22 protein-coding genes are annotated in these 18,338 nt (G+C 66.6%); 13 read left to right on the top strand and 9 right to left on the bottom strand.

Annotated elements, in window-relative coordinates:
• From ASE82_RS08855 to ASE82_RS08820, 8 genes are all read right to left on the bottom strand, one after another.
• The gene (locus ASE82_RS08855; protein WP_056061607.1) at positions 1-765 is read right to left on the bottom strand and encodes a FliA/WhiG family RNA polymerase sigma factor; all 765 of its coding nucleotides are present in this window, start codon (positions 763-765) and stop codon (positions 1-3) included.
• Positions 762-2,822, bottom strand: a complete 2,061-nt coding sequence (gene flhA, locus ASE82_RS08850) for a flagellar biosynthesis protein FlhA (protein ID WP_056061605.1) — start codon at positions 2,820-2,822, stop codon at positions 762-764. Before flhA ends, ASE82_RS08855 begins: the two co-directional genes overlap by 4 nt.
• A 3-nt stretch (positions 2,823-2,825) precedes the next feature.
• Positions 2,826-3,671: a hypothetical protein gene (locus ASE82_RS08845; RefSeq protein ID WP_056061602.1), complete on the bottom strand. Its 846-nt coding sequence runs from the start codon at positions 3,669-3,671 to the stop codon at positions 2,826-2,828.
• A gap of 211 nt (positions 3,672-3,882) precedes the next feature.
• Entirely contained in the window at positions 3,883-4,200 is a 318-nt protein-coding gene (locus tag ASE82_RS08840; protein WP_055881695.1) for a hypothetical protein, read from the bottom strand.
• Positions 4,187-4,483, bottom strand: coding sequence for a flagellar biosynthesis anti-sigma factor FlgM (flgM, locus tag ASE82_RS08835; protein WP_056061598.1), 297 nt, complete (start codon positions 4,481-4,483; stop codon positions 4,187-4,189). The genes ASE82_RS08840 and flgM overlap by 14 nt, the downstream gene beginning before the upstream one ends.
• Before the next feature lie 100 nt (positions 4,484-4,583).
• Positions 4,584-5,078, bottom strand: coding sequence for a flagella basal body P-ring formation protein FlgA (locus ASE82_RS08830; protein WP_056061595.1), 495 nt, complete (start codon positions 5,076-5,078; stop codon positions 4,584-4,586).
• Positions 5,075-5,611, bottom strand: a complete 537-nt coding sequence (locus ASE82_RS08825; RefSeq protein WP_056061593.1) for a hypothetical protein — start codon at positions 5,609-5,611, stop codon at positions 5,075-5,077. Before ASE82_RS08825 ends, ASE82_RS08830 begins: the two co-directional genes overlap by 4 nt.
• The gene (locus ASE82_RS08820; RefSeq protein ID WP_082441386.1) at positions 5,608-6,282 is read right to left on the bottom strand and encodes a motility protein A; all 675 of its coding nucleotides are present in this window, start codon (positions 6,280-6,282) and stop codon (positions 5,608-5,610) included. Before ASE82_RS08820 ends, ASE82_RS08825 begins: the two co-directional genes overlap by 4 nt.
• A 631-nt stretch (positions 6,283-6,913) precedes the next feature.
• Here ASE82_RS08820 and ASE82_RS08815 point away from each other — a divergent pair.
• The 13 genes from ASE82_RS08815 (at position 6,914) to ASE82_RS08755 (ending at position 17,705) form a co-directional block, all read left to right on the top strand.
• Positions 6,914-7,276: a flagellar basal body rod protein FlgB gene (locus ASE82_RS08815; protein ID WP_056061591.1), complete on the top strand. Its 363-nt coding sequence runs from the start codon at positions 6,914-6,916 to the stop codon at positions 7,274-7,276.
• Between the two features lies 1 nt (position 7,277).
• Positions 7,278-7,688 (top strand): flagellar basal body rod protein FlgC, encoded by a 411-nt coding sequence (flgC, locus tag ASE82_RS08810; protein ID WP_056061586.1) that lies wholly within the window; start codon positions 7,278-7,280, stop codon positions 7,686-7,688.
• Positions 7,689-7,690: 2 nt separating this feature from the next.
• Entirely contained in the window at positions 7,691-8,371 is a 681-nt protein-coding gene (locus tag ASE82_RS08805) for a flagellar hook assembly protein FlgD (protein WP_056061581.1), read from the top strand.
• 28 nt (positions 8,372-8,399) lie between these two features.
• A complete protein-coding gene (locus ASE82_RS08800; protein WP_056061578.1) occupies positions 8,400-9,668 on the top strand; it encodes a flagellar hook protein FlgE in 1,269 nt (422 codons plus the stop codon).
• A gap of 24 nt (positions 9,669-9,692) precedes the next feature.
• On the top strand, positions 9,693-10,445 hold the full coding sequence (gene flgF, locus ASE82_RS08795) for a flagellar basal-body rod protein FlgF (RefSeq protein WP_056061576.1): 753 nt from the start codon (positions 9,693-9,695) through the stop codon (positions 10,443-10,445).
• Positions 10,446-10,458: 13 nt separating this feature from the next.
• The gene (gene flgG / locus ASE82_RS08790) at positions 10,459-11,247 is read left to right on the top strand and encodes a flagellar basal-body rod protein FlgG (RefSeq protein ID WP_056061573.1); all 789 of its coding nucleotides are present in this window, start codon (positions 10,459-10,461) and stop codon (positions 11,245-11,247) included.
• The gene (locus tag ASE82_RS08785; RefSeq protein ID WP_056061568.1) at positions 11,247-11,936 is read left to right on the top strand and encodes a flagellar basal body L-ring protein FlgH; all 690 of its coding nucleotides are present in this window, start codon (positions 11,247-11,249) and stop codon (positions 11,934-11,936) included. The genes flgG and ASE82_RS08785 overlap by 1 nt, the downstream gene beginning before the upstream one ends.
• A 179-nt stretch (positions 11,937-12,115) precedes the next feature.
• A complete protein-coding gene (locus ASE82_RS08780) occupies positions 12,116-13,222 on the top strand; it encodes a flagellar basal body P-ring protein FlgI (RefSeq protein ID WP_056061566.1) in 1,107 nt (368 codons plus the stop codon).
• A complete protein-coding gene (locus ASE82_RS08775) occupies positions 13,219-13,551 on the top strand; it encodes a rod-binding protein (protein WP_056061563.1) in 333 nt (110 codons plus the stop codon). Before ASE82_RS08780 ends, ASE82_RS08775 begins: the two co-directional genes overlap by 4 nt.
• On the top strand, positions 13,548-14,894 hold the full coding sequence (gene flgK, locus ASE82_RS08770) for a flagellar hook-associated protein FlgK (RefSeq protein WP_056061559.1): 1,347 nt from the start codon (positions 13,548-13,550) through the stop codon (positions 14,892-14,894). The genes ASE82_RS08775 and flgK overlap by 4 nt, the downstream gene beginning before the upstream one ends.
• A 5-nt stretch (positions 14,895-14,899) precedes the next feature.
• Complete coding sequence (locus ASE82_RS08765; protein WP_056061556.1) at positions 14,900-15,820, top strand: flagellin N-terminal helical domain-containing protein; 921 nt, start codon at positions 14,900-14,902, stop codon at positions 15,818-15,820.
• A 111-nt stretch (positions 15,821-15,931) separates the two neighbouring features.
• A complete protein-coding gene (gene motA / locus ASE82_RS08760; RefSeq protein ID WP_056061555.1) occupies positions 15,932-16,795 on the top strand; it encodes a flagellar motor stator protein MotA in 864 nt (287 codons plus the stop codon).
• A gap of 4 nt (positions 16,796-16,799) precedes the next feature.
• The gene (locus ASE82_RS08755; RefSeq protein ID WP_056061553.1) at positions 16,800-17,705 is read left to right on the top strand and encodes a flagellar motor protein MotB; all 906 of its coding nucleotides are present in this window, start codon (positions 16,800-16,802) and stop codon (positions 17,703-17,705) included.
• Between the two features lie 86 nt (positions 17,706-17,791).
• Here the strand turns inward: ASE82_RS08755 and ASE82_RS08750 are convergent, their stop codons facing one another.
• The gene (locus ASE82_RS08750; RefSeq protein ID WP_056061551.1) at positions 17,792-18,295 is read right to left on the bottom strand and encodes a MucR family transcriptional regulator; all 504 of its coding nucleotides are present in this window, start codon (positions 18,293-18,295) and stop codon (positions 17,792-17,794) included.
• Between the last annotated feature and the right edge of the window lie 43 nt (positions 18,296-18,338).

Below are 18,338 nucleotides of genomic sequence, written 5' to 3'. Positions count from 1 at the left end.
TTATAGCTGGCGGGCGAGGGCTTTTTTCAGCTTGGCGTGCGCCGATGCCTTGATCTGGCAGACCCGCGCTGAGCCGACGCCGAAGACTTCGCCGATCTCCTCGAGGTTGAGTTCTTCGACGTAATAGAGCTGGATCACCTGCGCCTCGCGTTCGGGGAGCGCGGTGATCGCCTTGATCAAGGCCTCGCGCATGTCGTTGTCGGCGAGTTGCTCGAATGCGTCCGGCGTGTCGTCGGCGAACCAGGGCAGGTCGTCCGCGTACATCTCGTCGATCGAGTCGAAGCGGATCGCGTCGGCGGTGACGTAGTCGGTGCGGAGTTTTTCGATCGTGACGCCGATGTGCTGCGCGATCATGTCTTCTCCTGGAGCCTTGCCCGTGCGGGCGGTTAGCGTGCTGATCGCCTCTGCGTATTGGCGACGGCGACGCATCGCGCCGCGCGTGCTCGTGGCCTGACGGCGAAGTTCGTCGATCATGCTGCCGCGCAGGCGGGTGATGAGGTAGGTCTTGAACGGCATGCCCCGTTCGTCGAAATTCGCGGCGGCTTCGACCAGCGCCACGAGGCCGACCTGGATCAGGTCCTCGACTTCGACGCTGCTGCTCATGCTGCCGTGGACGTGCCAGGCGATCCGGCGGACCAGCGGGAGGTGCTGTTTCACCAACTGGTCGGCGTCGCCGCCGGGGCGTTGGTGTGGGCGATAGGTGAGGGGTTGGCCGGTGAAGGGCTGCGCATCCGCGAACGCGCAGCGCATCGGGAGGGCGCTCATGCGGCCAGCGCCTGTTGGGAGGCGCCGATGACGGCGACGACTTCGACCGCCTTCTCCTCCGGCACCTCGAAGAACGACATTACCGGCGTATCGGGCAGGCACGTCTTCACCAGCTTGCGGATGGCGATGCGGATGGTCGGCTGGACGACAAGCGCGAACGGCTTCGCTTCGGCGATCAGCGGTTCGGCGGCGCGTTGCAGCGCCTCGACGATGCGGCGGCCGAGATCGGGTTCGATGACGTGGCGGCGCGATTGATCGGCGCGCATCGCCTGGCCGAGCAGACCTTCCAATTGACCCTCCAACGTCATGACGCGCAGCGGTTCGCGCACGCCGCACAGTTTCTGGATGATGAGCGCGCCGAGCTCGGGACGGATCGTCTCGATGATCTCCTCGGCGTCCTGCGTGCGCTGCGCGGCCACCGCGATCGCGCCGGCGATGCGCCGGAATTCCTTCAGCGGGACGTTCTCCGCGAGCAGGCCTTTCAGGACCTGCGTCAGCGTCGTGATCGGCAGCGGCGCGAGTGCTGCGACCAGCTGCGCGGCGCGTTCCTTCAGGCCGTCGAGCAGCGCCTGCACTTCGTCCTGGCCGAGCAGCTCGGCCGCGTTCTGGCCGAGCAGATGGTTGAGATGCGTCGCCATCACGGTGCCGGGATCGACCACGAGATAGCCCGCCCCGGTCGCGGCATCGGCATCGCTGGCATCGACCCAGGTCGCGTCGAGCCCGAAGGTCGGGTCCTTGACCTTCTTGCCGAACAGGTCGCCGAACGCCTGCCCGGTGTCGAGCGCGAGCATCTCGTCGGGCGACACGGTGTCCTCGCCGACGACGACGCCGTTGACGAGGATGCGGTAGACGTAGGGCGCGAGGTTGATGTCGTCGCGGACGCGGACCTGCGGCACGACGAACCCAAGTTCCTTCGACAGCTGGCGACGCACACCGGTGATCCGGCTCATCAACGGCGACCCGCGACGCTCGTCGGCGAGCGGCACCAGGCCGTAGCCGATGTCGAGATTGACCTGCATGCCATCGGTGACTTCTTCCCAGCCGATTTTCGACTGGTCGATCGTCTCGACGGGGACGACCACGACGGGGGCGGGGCGGCGTTCGATCTGGCGGAGCTTCCACGCGGCGAACCCGGCGATCGCCGCGGCGGGCAGGATCACCATGTGCGGCATGCCGGGGAGGATGCCGAGCAGCGCGAGGATGACGGCGACGGGCGTCCAGGTGCGGGGCGACCCGAACTGGCCGCCGATCTGGCCGGCGAGATCCTTGTCGGAGGTCACGCGCGTGACGATCGAGGCGGCGGCGATCGACAGCATCAGCGACGGCAGCTGCGCGACGAGCGCGTCGCCGATCGCGAGCAGGATGTAGTTGTGCGCCGCATCGGCGATCGTCATGCCGTGGCTGACGGGGCCGAGGATCAGGCCGCCGATGATGTTGGCGGCGAGGATCAGCATCGCCGCGACCGCATCGCCCTTCACGAACTTCGACGAGCCGTCCATCGAGCCGTAGAAATCGGCTTCGGTGGAGACTTCGACGCGGCGCGCCTTGGCTTCGTCGGGGGTGATGAGGCCGGCGTTCAGATCGGCGTCGATCGCCATCTGCTTGCCGGGGAGTGCGTCGAGCGTGAAGCGCGCGCTGACTTCGGACACGCGGCCGGCGCCCTTGGTGACGACGATCATGTTGATGATCATCAGGATCGCGAAGACGAAGATGCCGACGACGTAATCGCCGCCGATCAGGAACGTGCCGAACGCCTCGATGACGTGGCCCGCCGCGCTCTCGCCCTCGTGGCCGTGGACCAGCACGATGCGGGTCGAGGCGACGTTGAGGCCGAGGCGGAAGAGCGTGGCGAACAGGAGGACGGTCGGGAAGGCGGAGAAATCGAGCGGCTTCTGCGCGTTCAAGGCGACCATCAGCACGGCGAGGCTGATCGCGATGTTCGCCACAAAGAAGATGTCGAGCATGAACGCCGGGATCGGCACGACCATGACGAGGACCAGCAGCAGGATCGCGAGCGGCAGGACCGACGCCCTGGCGTTGGAGAGAATGCGGTTCATCGCTTAGCCGCCCAACCGTGCGAGCATCATGTACGCGAGCCGTGCGGTGTCGGGCGTCGGGCGCAAGATGCTCGCGGCGGCCTGCGTCGTCTTGCCGGTGAACCTGCCCATCGCGGTAGTCGCCCAGGCGAGCGCGTCGTCCGCGCTTTCGTTGTTGCCGGTGATGATCGTGCTGCCGTTCATGTCGAGCGACTGCGCGGCGTAGTTGGCGGGTGTCGCGGTCGCGCTTGCCCCCGCGGCGGCGCCGCCTAGCTTGTCGGCGAACCGGTCGTAGATCGCCGACAGCGTGCGCGGCTGGTTGTTCGAATCGTAGAAGACGTTGTGGTTCGCGCGTGCCGCGGCGGGGAACAGCGCCGCGCCGCTCGCCTGCGGGTTCGCCTGCATCGTCTTGAGGAACTTGGTCGCGCCGCCGAGGCCCATGAAATGCGCCATGTAGAGGTCGGTGCCGGAGGCCGGGCGGTTCAGCGTGCCTTCGAGCGAGGCCTTGTTGTCCGACGCGTATTCGGCGGCCATCAGCGAGGCGGCGTTGGGATCGTTGCGCAGCGCGAGGACAGCGGCCTTGGTGGCGGCATCGCCGACCGAGAAGCGGCCGCTCGACGACTGGCCGATGCTGTTCGCGGCCCAAGCCATGCCGTGCTCCGCGCCGTGCTTCTTGACGACGGAGAGCCAGCTCTGTTCGATGAACTGGTAGAGGCCCGATGCGCTCGAGGTGCCGGCCTTGGCGTTGGCGTTGAGCCCGCTCTCGAGCTTCGCCTGGCCCAGCAGATAGTCGAAATCCACGCCCGTCTTGCTGCTCGCAAGCGCGATCGCGGACTGGATCCGGCCGGTAGTGATAGGATTGACGGTCATGCCCGTGTGCGGTGCCCCTGGTTCAGGGGTTGCTCAGCAAGGGGCGTGCCAGTTTTGGTGTGGGCAGGCTGTATTCGCCCGGTGCACAACGATCTCCCCTCCATGGAAGGGAGGGGCAGGGGGTGGGTAGGCCGGCTTGTGTCTTAGCGGTTCGGAATTCGCGGAAGGCGACCCACCCCCAACCCCTCCCTTCCAGGGAGGGGCGCAGAAGTCAGGCGTACGCGGCGCGCAGGCCGGGCCGATACCCGGCAACGGCGCCATCGCCGGTCAGGGTTTGCAGGCGGCGGCGAACATTTGCCGCCATCAAATTGGTGTAGATCCGGCAGGTCTCGTTGAGCCGGTTCGCCTCGTCGGCCAGCTCGCGGATCTCGGTGCCGGCCGGGCCGGTGCCGAGCAGCGCGACCTGTTCGATTCCGGCGAGCTTGTCCGCGGTCGCGCGCTCGAGGCTGGCGACGTCGTTCGACTTCAGCGCGGCGATCTCGGCGTGCAGCGCATCGATGACGCGGATCAGGGCATCACGCCGTTTCATTGGAATTCCAGTCCAGGCGAAGCGCCATCAGGCGATCGGCGATGGTCGCGGGAAGGATCGGAAAGGTGCCCGCGGCGATCGCTTTCTTGATCGCAGCGACGCGGCTCGCGTCGATCGGCGGCGAGGCGGCCATCGACTTGGCGAGCGCGATCGATTCCGGCTCCACCGACATCTGCTTGGGCAGCACAGGCGTCTGTACGACCGTCGTCGGCGTCGCCGCGGCGATGCGCGCGACGGAACGATCTCCTGCTACTGACGGCTTCGCGCCGATCGAGTCCACCATGTCCGCATCCTCTGGTTTGCGCTGACATCAGGAGAAACGGCCGCACCGGCAAAACCTTTAGCAAAATTAATCTGTTCGTCCGAAATTAGTTCGACCAGGCTCAGTTCGACCAACCGGGAAGCGTCGCGCGACCGGCATCGACCGCGATCGCCTGGACCGGCGTGCGGGTGTCGTCGACCTTGACCATGAAGCGGCCGCCGGGCGCGGCATCGCCCATCGCGACGCCTTCGCGGCTGATCGAGAAGCCTTCGGTACCGGCCTCGATCACGATCGGATCGCCGCGCTTGATGACCGGTGCGGCCTTCGCGGCGGGGGTGAACGAGGCTGCCACAGCGGCAGGCGCGTTGGCGGGGCGGATGACCGGCACGAAGATCCGCCACGCCGGGCCGGCGCACGACACGACGACCGCATCATGCTGTTCGGAACGCCACGACAGCGACACCGTCGGGCAGGTCGCAAGCCGCAACCGCGCATCGACCGGCGTGCGCGCGCCACCCTCGGCGCCCGTCGGCCGGCCGGTAAACGCGGCGACCGAGCGATCGAGTGCGGCGGTATCCTGAAAGCTCGCTGCCATGAGCAGGAACGGGATGATCATTGAGCGGTCCTTTGAACTTCGCCCCTGGGGGGTTCGCCGACAAAGGCGACGGAGACGATGGCGGCGCGGCGGCCGGGCTTGGTGGCGGTGACGATCGCGACGCGGGACGGCGCGACCGCGGCAAGCGCAGCGGCAACGGTGCGCGCGCGGTCGGCGGCGAGGATCGCGGCGCTACCCGTCACGCGGTCGATATCGGTGGGCGTGCCGTCGGTCGAACCGGTGACGGTGAGCATCACGCGAGGGTCACGCGCCGCCTCCCGCGCCCAGGCGACGAGCGCGCCCGGCGTGGTCGGCAGGATTGCCGAGCCGGGCGCGAAATCGAGGATGCCGGCGGCGGCGACGGGCATCGGCGTCGGCTCGGTATCGTTCGCACCGAAGCCTTCGCGAATGCCCTTTGCGAGGTCCTTGCCACCGATATGTTGCGTGGCCTGAAGCAGCACGAGGAAGCCGACCAGCAGCAAGGCGAGGTCGGCAAGCGTGATCAGCCAGAGCGGCTTGCCGGTCGGCGCATCGGGATATTCGCTGGCGTTCATGCGACGGTGGCCAGAGTCGGCGGCGCTATCGGGGCGACATAGCCGCGCGGCGTCTCGCGTTCGGCGAGGGCTACCAGCGGCGCTTCGAGGCGCGCGCGCTCGAACGCCTCGTTACGCCCTAGCGCGCGGAGGCGGTTGGCGATCGGCATGAAGAGCAAATTGGCGAACAGTGCGCCGTACAGCGTGGCGAGTAGCGCCACCGCCATCGCGCCACCGATCGCGCCGGGATCGCTCATCGTCGCGAACATCTGCGCTAAGCCGATCAGCGTGCCGACCATGCCCATTGCCGGCGCGGCCTCGGCGGCGCCGGCCCAGACGTCGGCGGCGGCGACGTGGCGCTCGATGCGGGCGCGGCGGCGATGCTGGACCAGCGTCGCGACGTCGGTCGCGGAGGCGCCGTCGACGATCGCCGCGATCCCCGCGGCGACGTCCGCGTCGGTGATGACCGAGCGATCGAGCGCCATGACGCCGTGGCGCTTGGCGATGCGGGCCAGGGCGGTGATTTGCAGAAGGAGCGGATCTGCGTCGAACCTGCCGCAGCCGAGCGTGGTGACGGCGGCGAGTGCTCGGCCGAAGTCGCGGAGGGGTGTGCGGAGGACGACGGCGAGCGTCGTGCCGCCACCGACGATGGCGAGCGCTGCGGGGTCGAGGAGTTGGGCGAGCGTGATCATGTGCGGGGGTGATGCAAGGGGTGGGCCAATTGGCGTAATCTTCTGTTCCCCTTCCTCGTGAAGGGAGGGGCTAGGGGTGGGTGGGCTCGTTATAGGTCGCGGAGTTCGCCAAGCGGCCCACCTACCCCCGGCCCCTCCCTTCACGAGGGAGGGGGAATAAGGGGGGATGCCTGCGGGCATTTGGCGCTTCCCCGGCGGAGGCCGGGGCCCAGTTGGGGGACGTTGTTCACTGAGCGCGCGCTTTGTTACTGCGACCTCGCCAACTGGGCCCGGCCTCCGCCGGGGTGGTGGACCTGTGGGGGGGGGGCGTCTGCACCAATCCGACGGAGTGTTGGCGGGAGTTGCGTTCATCGTACGGCAGCACCTGCTTCCTTGTTCTCCCGCGAAGGCGGGAGCCCAGACTGGGTCCCCGCCTTCGCGGGGAAACACAGTGGGGGCGCGGACCGGCAGTTCGGCTTGCCGCTTTCAACAAGCCACCGCACCAACCGGCAACCCGATTGCCGCCCACCCCTGCAACACCGGCAACCTCTTGCCGCTCCCCTTGCCGCCAGCCCGCCACCACCCGGCAAACCACCATCCCCCACCCTCGCCACAAAAACTGGCACGCCCATTGCTTGTGTCCGATTGCGCAATGGGTGCGCCGGGAGACGGGCTTGTGTCAGGCGACACGCTTTTCGGAGTTCACGGGGCGGCACTCGAGGTGCGGTCGCAGCGCATGGGTGTGCTGGCGTCGAACATCGCCAACGCCTCGACGCCCGGCTTCAAGGCGCGCGACATCGATTTTCAGTCGGCGCTCGCCTCGGTCGAGCACGACCAGGGCCTGACTGCTGCGACCAAGTACCGCATCCCCACCCAGACCTCGATGGACGGCAACACCGTTGAGCTGAGCCAGGAGCAGACCGCCTTCGCCGAGAACGCCGTCCAGTATCAGACGACGCTGTCGTTCCTGAACGGGCGGATCGGCCAGATCACCCGCGCGCTGAAGGGGGAATGAGATGTCCAACCAGCCCATGACGATCTTCCAGGTCGCCGGCCGCGCGATGTCCGCGCAGCTCGTCCGGATGAACACCACGGCGTCCAATCTCGCCAATGCCGGCGGCACCACCGGCTCCGCGGAGACCGCATACAAGACGATGAAGCCGGTGTTCCGCACCAGCTTCGACGCCGCGAGCGGCATGTCGACGGTCGACGTCGAGCGCGTCGTCACGGCCGGTGAAGCGCCGACCAAGCGCTACGACCCCGACAACCCGATGGCCGACAAGGATGGCAACATCTTCGAAGCGGCGGTCGATGAAACCCGCGAGATGGTCGACATGATGGAGACCGCCCGCAGCTACCAGAACAACATCGAAGTGATGAACACGGCCAAGTCGCTCATCATCGATACCCTCAAGCTAGGCCGCTGATCATGGCAACCTCCTTCGACTCCACGCTGTCCAACCTCGGCATTACGCGCACGTCGACTGCCGCGGCGACCACCACGACCAAGTCGTCGACGTCGCTCGGCCAGTCCGATTTCCTGAAGCTGATGACCGCACAGATGCAGAACCAGGACCCGTTCAACCCGGTCGACAACACCCAGATGGTCGCGCAGATGGCGCAGATCTCAACCACCTCGGGCATTTCCGAGATGAACACGACGATGAAGGCGATCGCCGACAAGCTCGGCGTCACCAGCACCGGTGAAGCGCTCGGCTATGTCGGCAAGACCGTCCTGACCCCGGGCAGCACCGCCTATGGTCGCGCAACCGGCGGGATCGCGGGTTCGGTCGAGCTGGCCGGCGCAGCGACCGACGTCAACGTCACGATCAGCGATGCGAACGGCGCGGTCCTGAAGACCATGTCGCTCGGCAAGCAGGCCAAGGGCACGATCGGCTACGACTGGGACGGCAAGGACGCCGCCGGTGCGGAAACCGGCAACGGCCCGTTCACGGTTCAGGTCAACGCGCAGAACGCCGGCACCACGGTCGGCGCGACCGGCTTGGTCTGGGCGCCCGTCCAGTCGGTGTCGACCACCACCGGTGCCGCCATCCTCACGCTTCCCGGCCTCGGCGAAATCCCCGCCAGCGCCGTCCGCCAGATCGGCTGAACCCAGAGTTTCCAGGAGTTAAACCGCCATGTCCTTCTACACTTCGCTCTCCGGTCTCCAGGCGTCGCAGGCCGAGATGTCGACGATCTCGCACAACCTCGCGAACGTCGCGACCAACGGCTTCAAGAAGAGCCGCACCGAATTCGCCGACGTGATCGCCTCCAGCGTGTCGGTCGCGCCGTCGCAGCAGATCGGCTCGGGCGCGATCGTCCAGGCCAATCGCCAGCAGTTCGCGCAAGGCAGCCTGATCCAGACCTCGAACAGCCTTGATCTCGCGGTGTCGGGCGACGGCTTCTTCGCGGTCAAGCCAAGCATCGAATCCGCCTCGATCAACTATACGCGCAACGGTGGCTTCCTGGTCGACTCGAACCGCTATGTCGTCGATTCGCAGGGCTCGCATCTGCAGGTGTTCCCGGTCGACGGCTCGGGCGCGGTGGTTGCGACCGGCTCCGATTCCGCGGTCAGCCTGCGCCTGCCGGAAACGAGCGGGACGCCGGTGCCGACTTCGGCGGTTACGATGACCCTCAACCTCAACGCCAATTCGGCGCTGCCGACGACGGCGACGTTCGACCGGTTCGATCCGTCGAGCTACAACCAGTCCGCGCAGACCACGGTGTACGATGCCAGCGGCAATGCGATGACGCTGACCAACTATTTCAAGCGGACCTCGGCACCGACGACGACCAACGCGAACAGCACCTGGGAAGTCCACAGCTTCGTCGGCGACAAGGAGCTGACGACGAACGGCACCGCCGGGACGGCAATGACGTTCGACCCGACCGGCAAGATGACCGCGCCGACCGCCGCGATCAAGTTCGACCAGTTCACCACCGCGAACTCGACCGATCCGCAGGCGATCGCCTTCACCTTCGGCAGCGGCACGACGCAGCTGTCGAGCGCGTTCAACGTCGCCTCGCGGACGCAGGACGGCAAGGCGGTCGGCCAGATCCAGGGCGTGACGGTCGACGAGAAGGGGCTCGTCAATGCGAGCTTCTCGAACGGCGACACGCAGGTGCTGGGGCAGGTGATGCTCGCGAACTTCTCCAATCCCGAAGGCCTGCGACAGCTTGGCAGCAGCTATTGGCAGTCGACCGGCATCTCCGGCTCGGCGAAGCTCGGCTCGGCGGACACCAACGGCTTCGGCAAGCTGATGTCGGGAACGATCGAGGGATCGAACGTCGACATCACCGAGGAGCTGGTCAACCTGATCGCGGCACAGCGCAATTTCCAGGCGAACTCGAAGGCCTTGGATACGGCCAACCAGATCTCCGAAACCATCTTCAACATCCGCAGCTAAGCAAGAGCGAGCAGGGGACCCTGAATGGACAAGCTGGTCTACACCGCGGCGACGGGCCTGCGCGCGCACATGGCGGCGCAGGCGGCGATCGCCAACAACATGGCGAACGCGTCGACCACCGGTTTCCGCGCCGATCGCGTGGTGTTCGACCGGCTCAACCTGAAGGGCGACGGCTCGACGATCGAGGCGCGCGCGCCGATCTCGGAAGAGGTGACCGACGCCGATCGTTCGCCGGGCGCGATCCAGTTGACCGGGCGTCCGCTCGACGTCGCGATCACCGGCACGACGGCATGGCTCGCGGTGCAGGCGTCGGACGGATCGGAAGCGTACACCCGCCGCGGTGACCTGGAGGTTGCGCCGTCGGGCGTGCTGCAGACCGGCGACGGGCATCCGGTGATCGGTTCGGGGGGACCGATCACCCTGCCGCCCTATCAGTCGCTGACGATCTCCTCCGACGGGACGATCTCGATCGTGCCGCAGGGTGGCGATGCGAAGGATACGCAGGTGATCGACAAGCTCAAGCTCGCCGACACCAAGGGGTCGGACACCGTGAAGGGCCTCGACAACCTTCTGCGCGTGCGCGGCGGTGGGGCGCTGCCCGAGGACATGGACGCGAAGGTTCAGGGCGGCGCGATCGAGGGATCGAACGTCAACATGACGCAGGCGCTGGTCGACATGATCGAGAACCAGCGCAGCTACGAAGTCCAGGCCAACATGATGAAATCCGCCAAGGAAATCGACGAGAGCGGTGCATCGCTGATGCGCCTGCCGAGCTAGAGGAAACAGACCGATGTCATCCGCAGCCATGCATATCGCGCGCACCGGGCTCGACGCCCAGGACATGCGCATGCGCGTCATCTCGAACAATCTCGCAAACGTGAACACCACGGGCTTCAAGAAGGATCGCGCCGCGTTCGAGACGCTCGCCTATCAGACCGTCACGACGCCCGGCACGCAGAGCACCGCCGAGACCAAATACGCGACCGGGCTCAACCTCGGCACCGGCGTCCGTATCCAGGGCACTGCGCGGATCGACACGCAGGGCGCAATGCAGACGACCGGCAACAGCCTAGATCTCGCGCTCGACGGCGACGGCTATTTCCAGGTTCAGATGCCCGGCGGCACGCTCGGCTATACCCGCGCCGGCAATTTCTCGCGCTCCGCCGAGGGGTTGCTGGTCACCAGCGAAGGCTATCAGGTGCAACCCGGCATCACCGTGCCCGAGGGGACGACGGGGATCACGATCGGCCGCGACGGCACCGTGTCGGCGATGGTCCCCGGCCAGACCGAGGCGTCGCAGATCGGCCAGATCCAGGTCGCCAGCTTCCCGAACGGGGCAGGGCTCCAGGCGACCGGCGACAATTACCTCGTCGAGACTGCGGCCAGCGGCGCGGCGAACGTCGGCGTCGCCGGGCAGGACGGTCGCGGCGGCATCAAGCAGGGCATGCTCGAGGCATCGAACGTCAACGTCGTCGAGGAACTGGTCGACATGATCGAGACTCAGCGCGCGTACGAGGTCAATTCGAAGATGATCTCGGCGACCGACGACATGCTCAAATACGTCAACCAGAACCTGTGATGCGCAACGCTCACATCGCCGCGCTTGTCGGCACGCTTTTCATCGCCGGGCTCGGCGCGTCCCCGGTGGACGCCAGCCTGTTCGGCAAGAAGGCGCCGCCCGAGGATTTCTCGGTCGCGCGGCCGTTGCCGGTCCAGCCGGTGCCGGTCGTCGCCACCGGCTCGATCTTCCAGGCGCAGGACGGCTATGCCGCACTGTACGAAGGCTGGCGCGCACGGAAAGTCGGCGATCCGCTGACGATCGTGCTGGTCGAGCGCACTGCTGCGTCGAAGTCGTCGGGCTCGAAGCTCGACAGCAACGGCTCGGGCAGCATCACGCCGCCGGCCACCGGATTCCTCAACCTGTTCAACAAGACCGACGCGACGCTCAGCGGCGGGCGTAGTTTCAACGGGAATGGCGCGGCTGACCAGACGAACTCGCTGTCGGGTGAAGTCAGCGTGACGGTGGCGCAAGTCTATCCCAACGGGACGATGCTGGTGCAGGGCCAGAAGCGTGTCACGCTCAACCGCGGCGACGAGTTCCTCAAGATCAAGGGCCTGGTCCGCACCGCCGACGTCGATGCGAACAACCGCGTACTGTCGACGCGGGTCGCCGACGCGCAGATCTCGTACACCGGCAAGGGCGACGTCGCCCGCGCCGGCCGCCAGGGGTGGCTCAGCCGCTTCTTCTCCGTCGTCAGCCCGTTTTGATGCACACCCCCCAGCCGTTCGTCCTGAGTAGAGACCGAGTAGCGCCGAAGGCGCGTATCGAGGGCTCGTATCGAAGGACAGGTTGGCGCGCGGAACTCATGCTTCGATACGCACCCGCGATACGCCGCAGCGCGCCTACTCGGTCGCTACTCAGCACGAACGGTAAAGGACTACAGACCGTGTTTCGTACTTTCGCAGGTCTCCTCACCACCCTCCTGGCCTCGCTCCTGATCGCCGCGCCGGCCTCGGCCGACCGGATCAAGGATCTGGGCGGGTTCCAGGGTATCCGGTCGAACCAGCTGACCGGCTACGGCATCGTCGTCGGCCTGCCAGGCACCGGCGACGACAACCTCGAATACACCGTGCAGTCGCTGAAGGCGGTCGCCTCGCGCTTCGGCCTGCAGCTGCCGCCGTCCGCGAACCCGGGCATGAAGAACGCGGCAGTCGTGATGATCACCGCCGAACTGCCGCCGTTCGCCAAGCCCGGCCAGCGCCTCGACATCACCGTCGCCTCGATGGGCAAGGCGAAGAGCCTTCGCGGCGGCAGCCTGATCATGACGCCGCTGCTGGGCGCGGATAACCAGATCTACGCGATGGCGCAGGGCAACCTCGCGGTCGGCGGGCTCGGTGCAGAGGGCGCGGACGGGTCGAAGATCGTCGTCAACGTACCCTCGACCGGCCGCATCCCCGAGGGTGCGACCGTCGAACGCGCTGTCGCCACCGGGTTCGACAGCGCGCCGACGCTCACCTTCAACCTTGCGCGTGCCGATTTCACCACCGCGCAGAACGTCGCCGGTGCGATCAACTCCAAGCTCGGCTTCGGCAGCGCGCAGGCGATCGATGCAGTCTCCGTCGCGGTTCGTGCGCCGATCGGTGCCGATATCCGCGCAACGTTGATGTCGACGATCGAGAATCTCGACGTGGTCTCCGCCGAGCCGTCCGCCAAGGTGATCGTCAACGCGCGCACCGGCACCGTCGTCATCAACTCGGCGGTCCGCGTGGGGCCTGCGGCGATCACGCACGGCAAGATGACGGTGCGGATCGACGAAAAGCCGCAGGTCAGCCAGCCCGCCCCATTCAGCCAGGGCCAGACCGCGATCACGCCGAACAGCCGCGTCGCAGTCGAGGAGGAGCGTCGCCCGATGTTCCTGCTGAACCCCGGCCCCAAGCTTGCCGACATCGTCAAGGCGGTGAACGCGATCGGCGCTTCGCCGGCCGACCTGGTCGCGATCCTCGAGGCGCTGAAGGAAGCCGGCGCGCTCAAGGCCGAGTTGATCGTCCTGTGAGCCCGCTCAACGCACCCGCAGCCGTAGCACCTACGACCGGCATCTCGACCGATACAAGCCGCCTCAAGTCGAAGGACAATCTCGACAAGGCGGGGGAGAAGTTCGAGGCGGTCTTCACCGGCATGATGCTGAAGAGCATGCGCCAGGCGAAACTCGCCGATCCGCTGTTCGATTCGAAGGCGATCGACACCTTCACCGACATGCAGGACGGGCTGATCGCGAAGTCGATGGCCGAGCACACGCCGCTCGGCATCGGCAAGGCGATGACCGATTTTCTCGCCAAGTCTCAATCCGATCTTAACCAGGCTGCGGCAGACTCGCCGCCATGAGCGATCTCCTTTCGATCGGCGCCTCGGGCGTGCGCGCGTACCAGACCGCGCTGTCCACGGTGTCGGAGAACATCGCGAACACCGGCAATGCGGGCTATACCCGGCGGACGACGACGCTTTCCGAAGTGTCGTCGGTCAATGGCGGACTGAACGCGCAAAAGTCGGTCAGCAGCAACGGCGTCACGGTCACGGGGATCGGCCGCAACGCCGATGCATACCGGTCGCAGGCGGTCCGCTCGGCCGGCACCGATCTCGCCAAGACCGAAGCCGGCGTCACCTGGATGAACCGGATCGAGACCGCGCTGGGCAACAACCAGCTCGGCGACCGGCTCACCAGCTTCTTCACGTCCGCACAGAAGCTCGCCGCCGATCCGACCTCGGAGCCGGCGCGTGCGGTGATGCTCGAATCGGCCGGCACGGCGGCGGCGGCGTTCACCGCGACCGGTGCGGCGCTCGATACCGCGGCGGCCGATCTCGATTCGACCGCGTCGCAGGCGGTGCAGTCGCTCAATGCGCTCGGCACTGCGCTAGCCAAGATCAACGACGGCATCGCGCGCACTGCGCCGGGTTCGTCGACCGCTGCACAGCTCGCCGACCAGCGCGACCAGATGCTCGAGCAGATGAGCACGATCACCGACATCACCACGTCGTTCGACGATCTCGGGCGGACCACCGTCCGGCTCGGTGGCGCGGCGGGCTCGGTGTTCGTCGCGGGCGGCGAGAGCGGGCAGGCGTCCTATGCGCGCAACGACGAGGGCGCGGTCCAGTTCGCCGTCACGCGCGGCAACGTCACGTCTGCGCTGTCGCCGACCGGCGGCGCACTTGCCGGGTTCGCGGAAGGCGCGCAGCGGATCGCCGCGGCGCGCGGGTCGCTCAATGCGATCGCCACCGACTTCACGAGCAAGATCAACGCGGTGCAGGCGCAGGGTCGCGATCTCGACGGCAATGCGGGGGCGGCGATGTTCGCGACTGGTCGCACGCCGACCGACATCTCGGTTGCGCTCGCCGACGGACGCGGGATCGCCGCGGCGAGCGCCACCGGCGGCAAGCGCGATGCGTCCAATCTCTCCGTGTTGCAGGGAGCCCGCTCCAGCGGTGGCTTCGAAACGCGCACCACGACGCTGATCGCCGGCAACGCCGCCGCGCTCGAACAGCGCAAGGTCGTGGCCGATGCGCAAACTGCAATCCGCGACGGCGCGGTGAGCTCGCTTGCGTCCGCGTCGGGTGTCGATCTCGATAGCGAAGCGGTCGACCTACTGCGCTTCCAGCAGGCCTATCAGGCGTCGAGCCGCGTGATCCAGACCGCGCGCGACACGCTCCAGACCATCCTCGATCTACGGTAACGCCCATGCAGATCGCGACTCGCCTCTTCTACGACCGCGCCTCGGCGTCGATGACTTCGCTCGGTGGCAAGGCGGAGTCGTTGCAGAACCAGATCTCGACCGGGACCAAGCTGTCGGCGCCCTCGTCGGACAGCGCCGCCTATCAGCGGCTTGCCGGGATCAAGCGCGATACCGTCGACGACAAGGCCTATGCCGCCAATCTCGGCACCGCCGAATCGGTGCTGAAGCAGGGCGACACCAGCCTGTCCGCAATCACCGACCAGTTGCAGAGCGCGACCGAGCTGGTGACGCAGGCGAAGACCGGCACGCTGAATGCGGCCAACCGCAAGGCGATCGGCGAACAGATCGCCGGCCTCGTCGCGACGCTGACCAACCTTGCCAACGCCAAGGACGCGCGCGGACAGGCGCTGTTCGGCGGCGCCGACGGCGCGCCCGCAGTCGCTGCAGGCGGCAGCTACGCGCTCGCGTCGAAGCCGGTCTCGGGCATTCCGATCGGCGACGGCCAGACTGTCCAGGCGAACGAGACCGCGGCGCGCATCTTCACCGTTGGCGGCAAGGGCAAGCCGGATGGCAGCATCGAGGGTGGCACCAATACGCTGGCGATGCTCTCGGCGATCGCGACCGCGCTGCAATCGGACGATTTCAAGGCGAGTTCGCTCGATACGTCGCTCGCCGACATCAGCGCGGCGTCGGATCAGGTGTCGACGGTGCAGGCCTCGCTCGGGGCGCGTGCCGCGCGCGTCGATCTGGAGGCTTCGCGTCTGACCGATGTCGCGGCCGACCGCGAGGCGACCCGGTCGGGGCTGGAAGATACCGACATCACCACGACGGTGGTCGAGTTGCAGAAGACGATGACGATCCTGTCGGCGACGCAGGCGAGCTTCTCGAAGCTCTCGGCGCTGTCGCTGTTCGATTATCTGCGCTGATCCGAATTTAATCGCGCGCGACGTCGTCTTGGTAACCGGTTGGCTACCAAAGCCGGTTAATTCTGTGGCGACGCAAGCGCCGCCATCGGCCCTGGGGGAATTTCGAACACCATGTTTCCGGTCATCGGCATCGTCGTCCTGCTCGTCATGGTGTTTGGCGGATTCGCGTTCACCGGCGGCGCGCTCGGCCCCGTCATGGAGGCGATCCCGCACGAGATGCTGATCATCGGTGGTGCCGCTGCCGGCGCGCTGATCATCGGCAATTCGGGCAAGGAGCTGAAGGGGCTCGGCGCTGGCCTGGGGAAGGTCTTCAAGGGCCCCAAGTACAAGAAGCAGGACTATCTCGACGTCATCTTCCTGGTCAGCAAGCTGATGAAGATGCTGCGGATGGACGGGCCGATCGCGCTCGAGCCGCATGTCGAGGATCCGCAATCTTCGGCCGTATTCGCCGAATATCCGAAGCTTCTGAAGGACAAGGCGCTCGTCAACCTGATTGCCGATACGCTGCGCCTGGTCGTGGTGTCGTCGGGAACGCTCGACGTGCATGCGGTCGAGGAGGTGATGGACCACTCGATCAAGACGCATCATCACGAGGAGGAGGCGGCGCATGGCACGCTGGCCAGCCTCGCCGATGCACTGCCCGCGCTCGGCATCGTCGCCGCGGTGCTCGGCGTGGTGAAGACGATGGGCTCGATCGACAAGCCGCCGTCGATCCTCGGTGCGATGATCGGCTCGGCGCTGGTCGGCACGTTCATGGGCGTGCTGCTGGCGTACGGCATCGTCGCGCCGCTCGCGAACCGGTTGAAGCAGGTGCTCGATGCCGATGCGTCGATCTATGATGTCGTGAAGCAGATCATCATCGCCTCGCTGCACGGCCATCCGCAGCCGCTAGTGATCGAGGCTGCACGCTCGGGCATCGCACACAAGAACCAGCCGGGCTTCGCCGAAGTCTTCGACGGGTTGCGCGGGAAGTAACCCGGTGGCCGCCCGCGCCCCTCACGGTACGAATCAGCCGCCCAAGGTCATCGTCAAGAAGATCTATATCGAGGGGCACGGCGGCCATCACGGCGGTGCGTGGAAAGTCGCGTACGCCGATTTCGTGACCGCGATGATGGCGTTCTTCCTGTTGCTGTGGATCGTCGGCGCGACCACCGAAAAACAGCGCAAGGGCATCGCCGATTACTTCGCGCCTACCATCCTCAACACGCGCTCGCTCGGGATCGGCGGCGGGGGACTGTTCGGCGGCGAATCGATCCTCGACAAGAATCGCATCGGGCCGAAGCCGGGGCAGACGAGCATGGCACAACTGGCGATTCCGGATGCCGGGCTCGGTGGGCCGTCGGCGGGGACGGGGCCCAAGGGTTCGCTGAAAAGCCGCGATGCGCTGACGAAGGAAGATCAGAAGAACTTCCAGGCTCTGCGTCGGCGCGTGCTCGGCGAGATGTCGGGCAATGCGAAACTGTCGCGCCTGCAGAACCATGTCCGCTTCGTACCGACGCAGGACGGGATGCGGATCGATCTGGTCGACGACGCGGATTACTCGATGTTCGCACTCGGCACGACCGCGCTCGATCCGGAAGCGTCGGCGTTGATCGGCATGATCGCAGGCTCGGTGCAGGGCATGCAGAACCCGATCATGATCCGCGGCCATACCGACAGCGTGCCGTATGGCGACCCGCGTGCGATGAACAACTGGATGCTGTCTTCGGGTCGCGCCGAGGCGACCCGGCGGCGGCTGTTGTCGGGTGGTACGCCCGAGCAACGGTTCGAGCGGATCGAAGGCGTCGCTGATCGCGAACCGCTGATCGTGAAAGACCCTGCCGACCCGCGCAATCGCCGCGTCGCGATCACGTTGCTCTATAGGCGTGGGATCTTCGCCAAGTAACGCCGCTGCCTTCCCACGGTATGCGCAACAAAAAAGGACCGGTGCCGCGAGGCGCCGGTCCTTTTTGTCGTCACTGGCTGCGTCGCTTATTCGGCGGCGGCGGCAGTGTCCGTCTTGCGCTTGCGCGTCGTCGTCTGCTGGGCAGGCGCCGATTCGGTCTTGCGCGGACCGGGCTTGCGTCCGAGGCCGATCTTCTTCGCCATCGCGCGACGGCTTTCCGAGTAGTTCTCGGCGACCATCGGGTAATCGGGCTTCAGGCCGTAACGTTCGCGGTACTCGGCCGGCGTCATGCCGTGCGTCGCGAGGTGACGGCGCAAGGTCTTGTACGACTTGCCGTCGATCATCGAGATGATGTGATCCTTCGACGCGAGCGATTTGCGTGCCGTTACGGCAGGCGTGTATTCGGCCGCAGCTTCGACCGGAGCAGCTTCGGTGGTAGCGCCGAGCAACGACGCGACGGTCTCATGCATCTTGCCGAGAAACGCGGGAACGTCATCAGCCGAACTCCGGGTATTCGGGTTGCCGAGCCATGCGATCGTCAGTTCTGTTGCCAGCTCGACGGCATTCAGGTCGGTGGTATCTTCGGCCATAGTATACTCCATTGTCTGCGGACGCCGTAACGACGTGCGACAT

This window comes from Sphingomonas sp. Leaf230, from assembly GCF_001421745.1.
Taxonomy (GTDB): Bacteria; Pseudomonadota; Alphaproteobacteria; order Sphingomonadales; family Sphingomonadaceae; genus Sphingomonas.
This window is presented reverse-complemented; position numbering and strand designations above follow the sequence as displayed.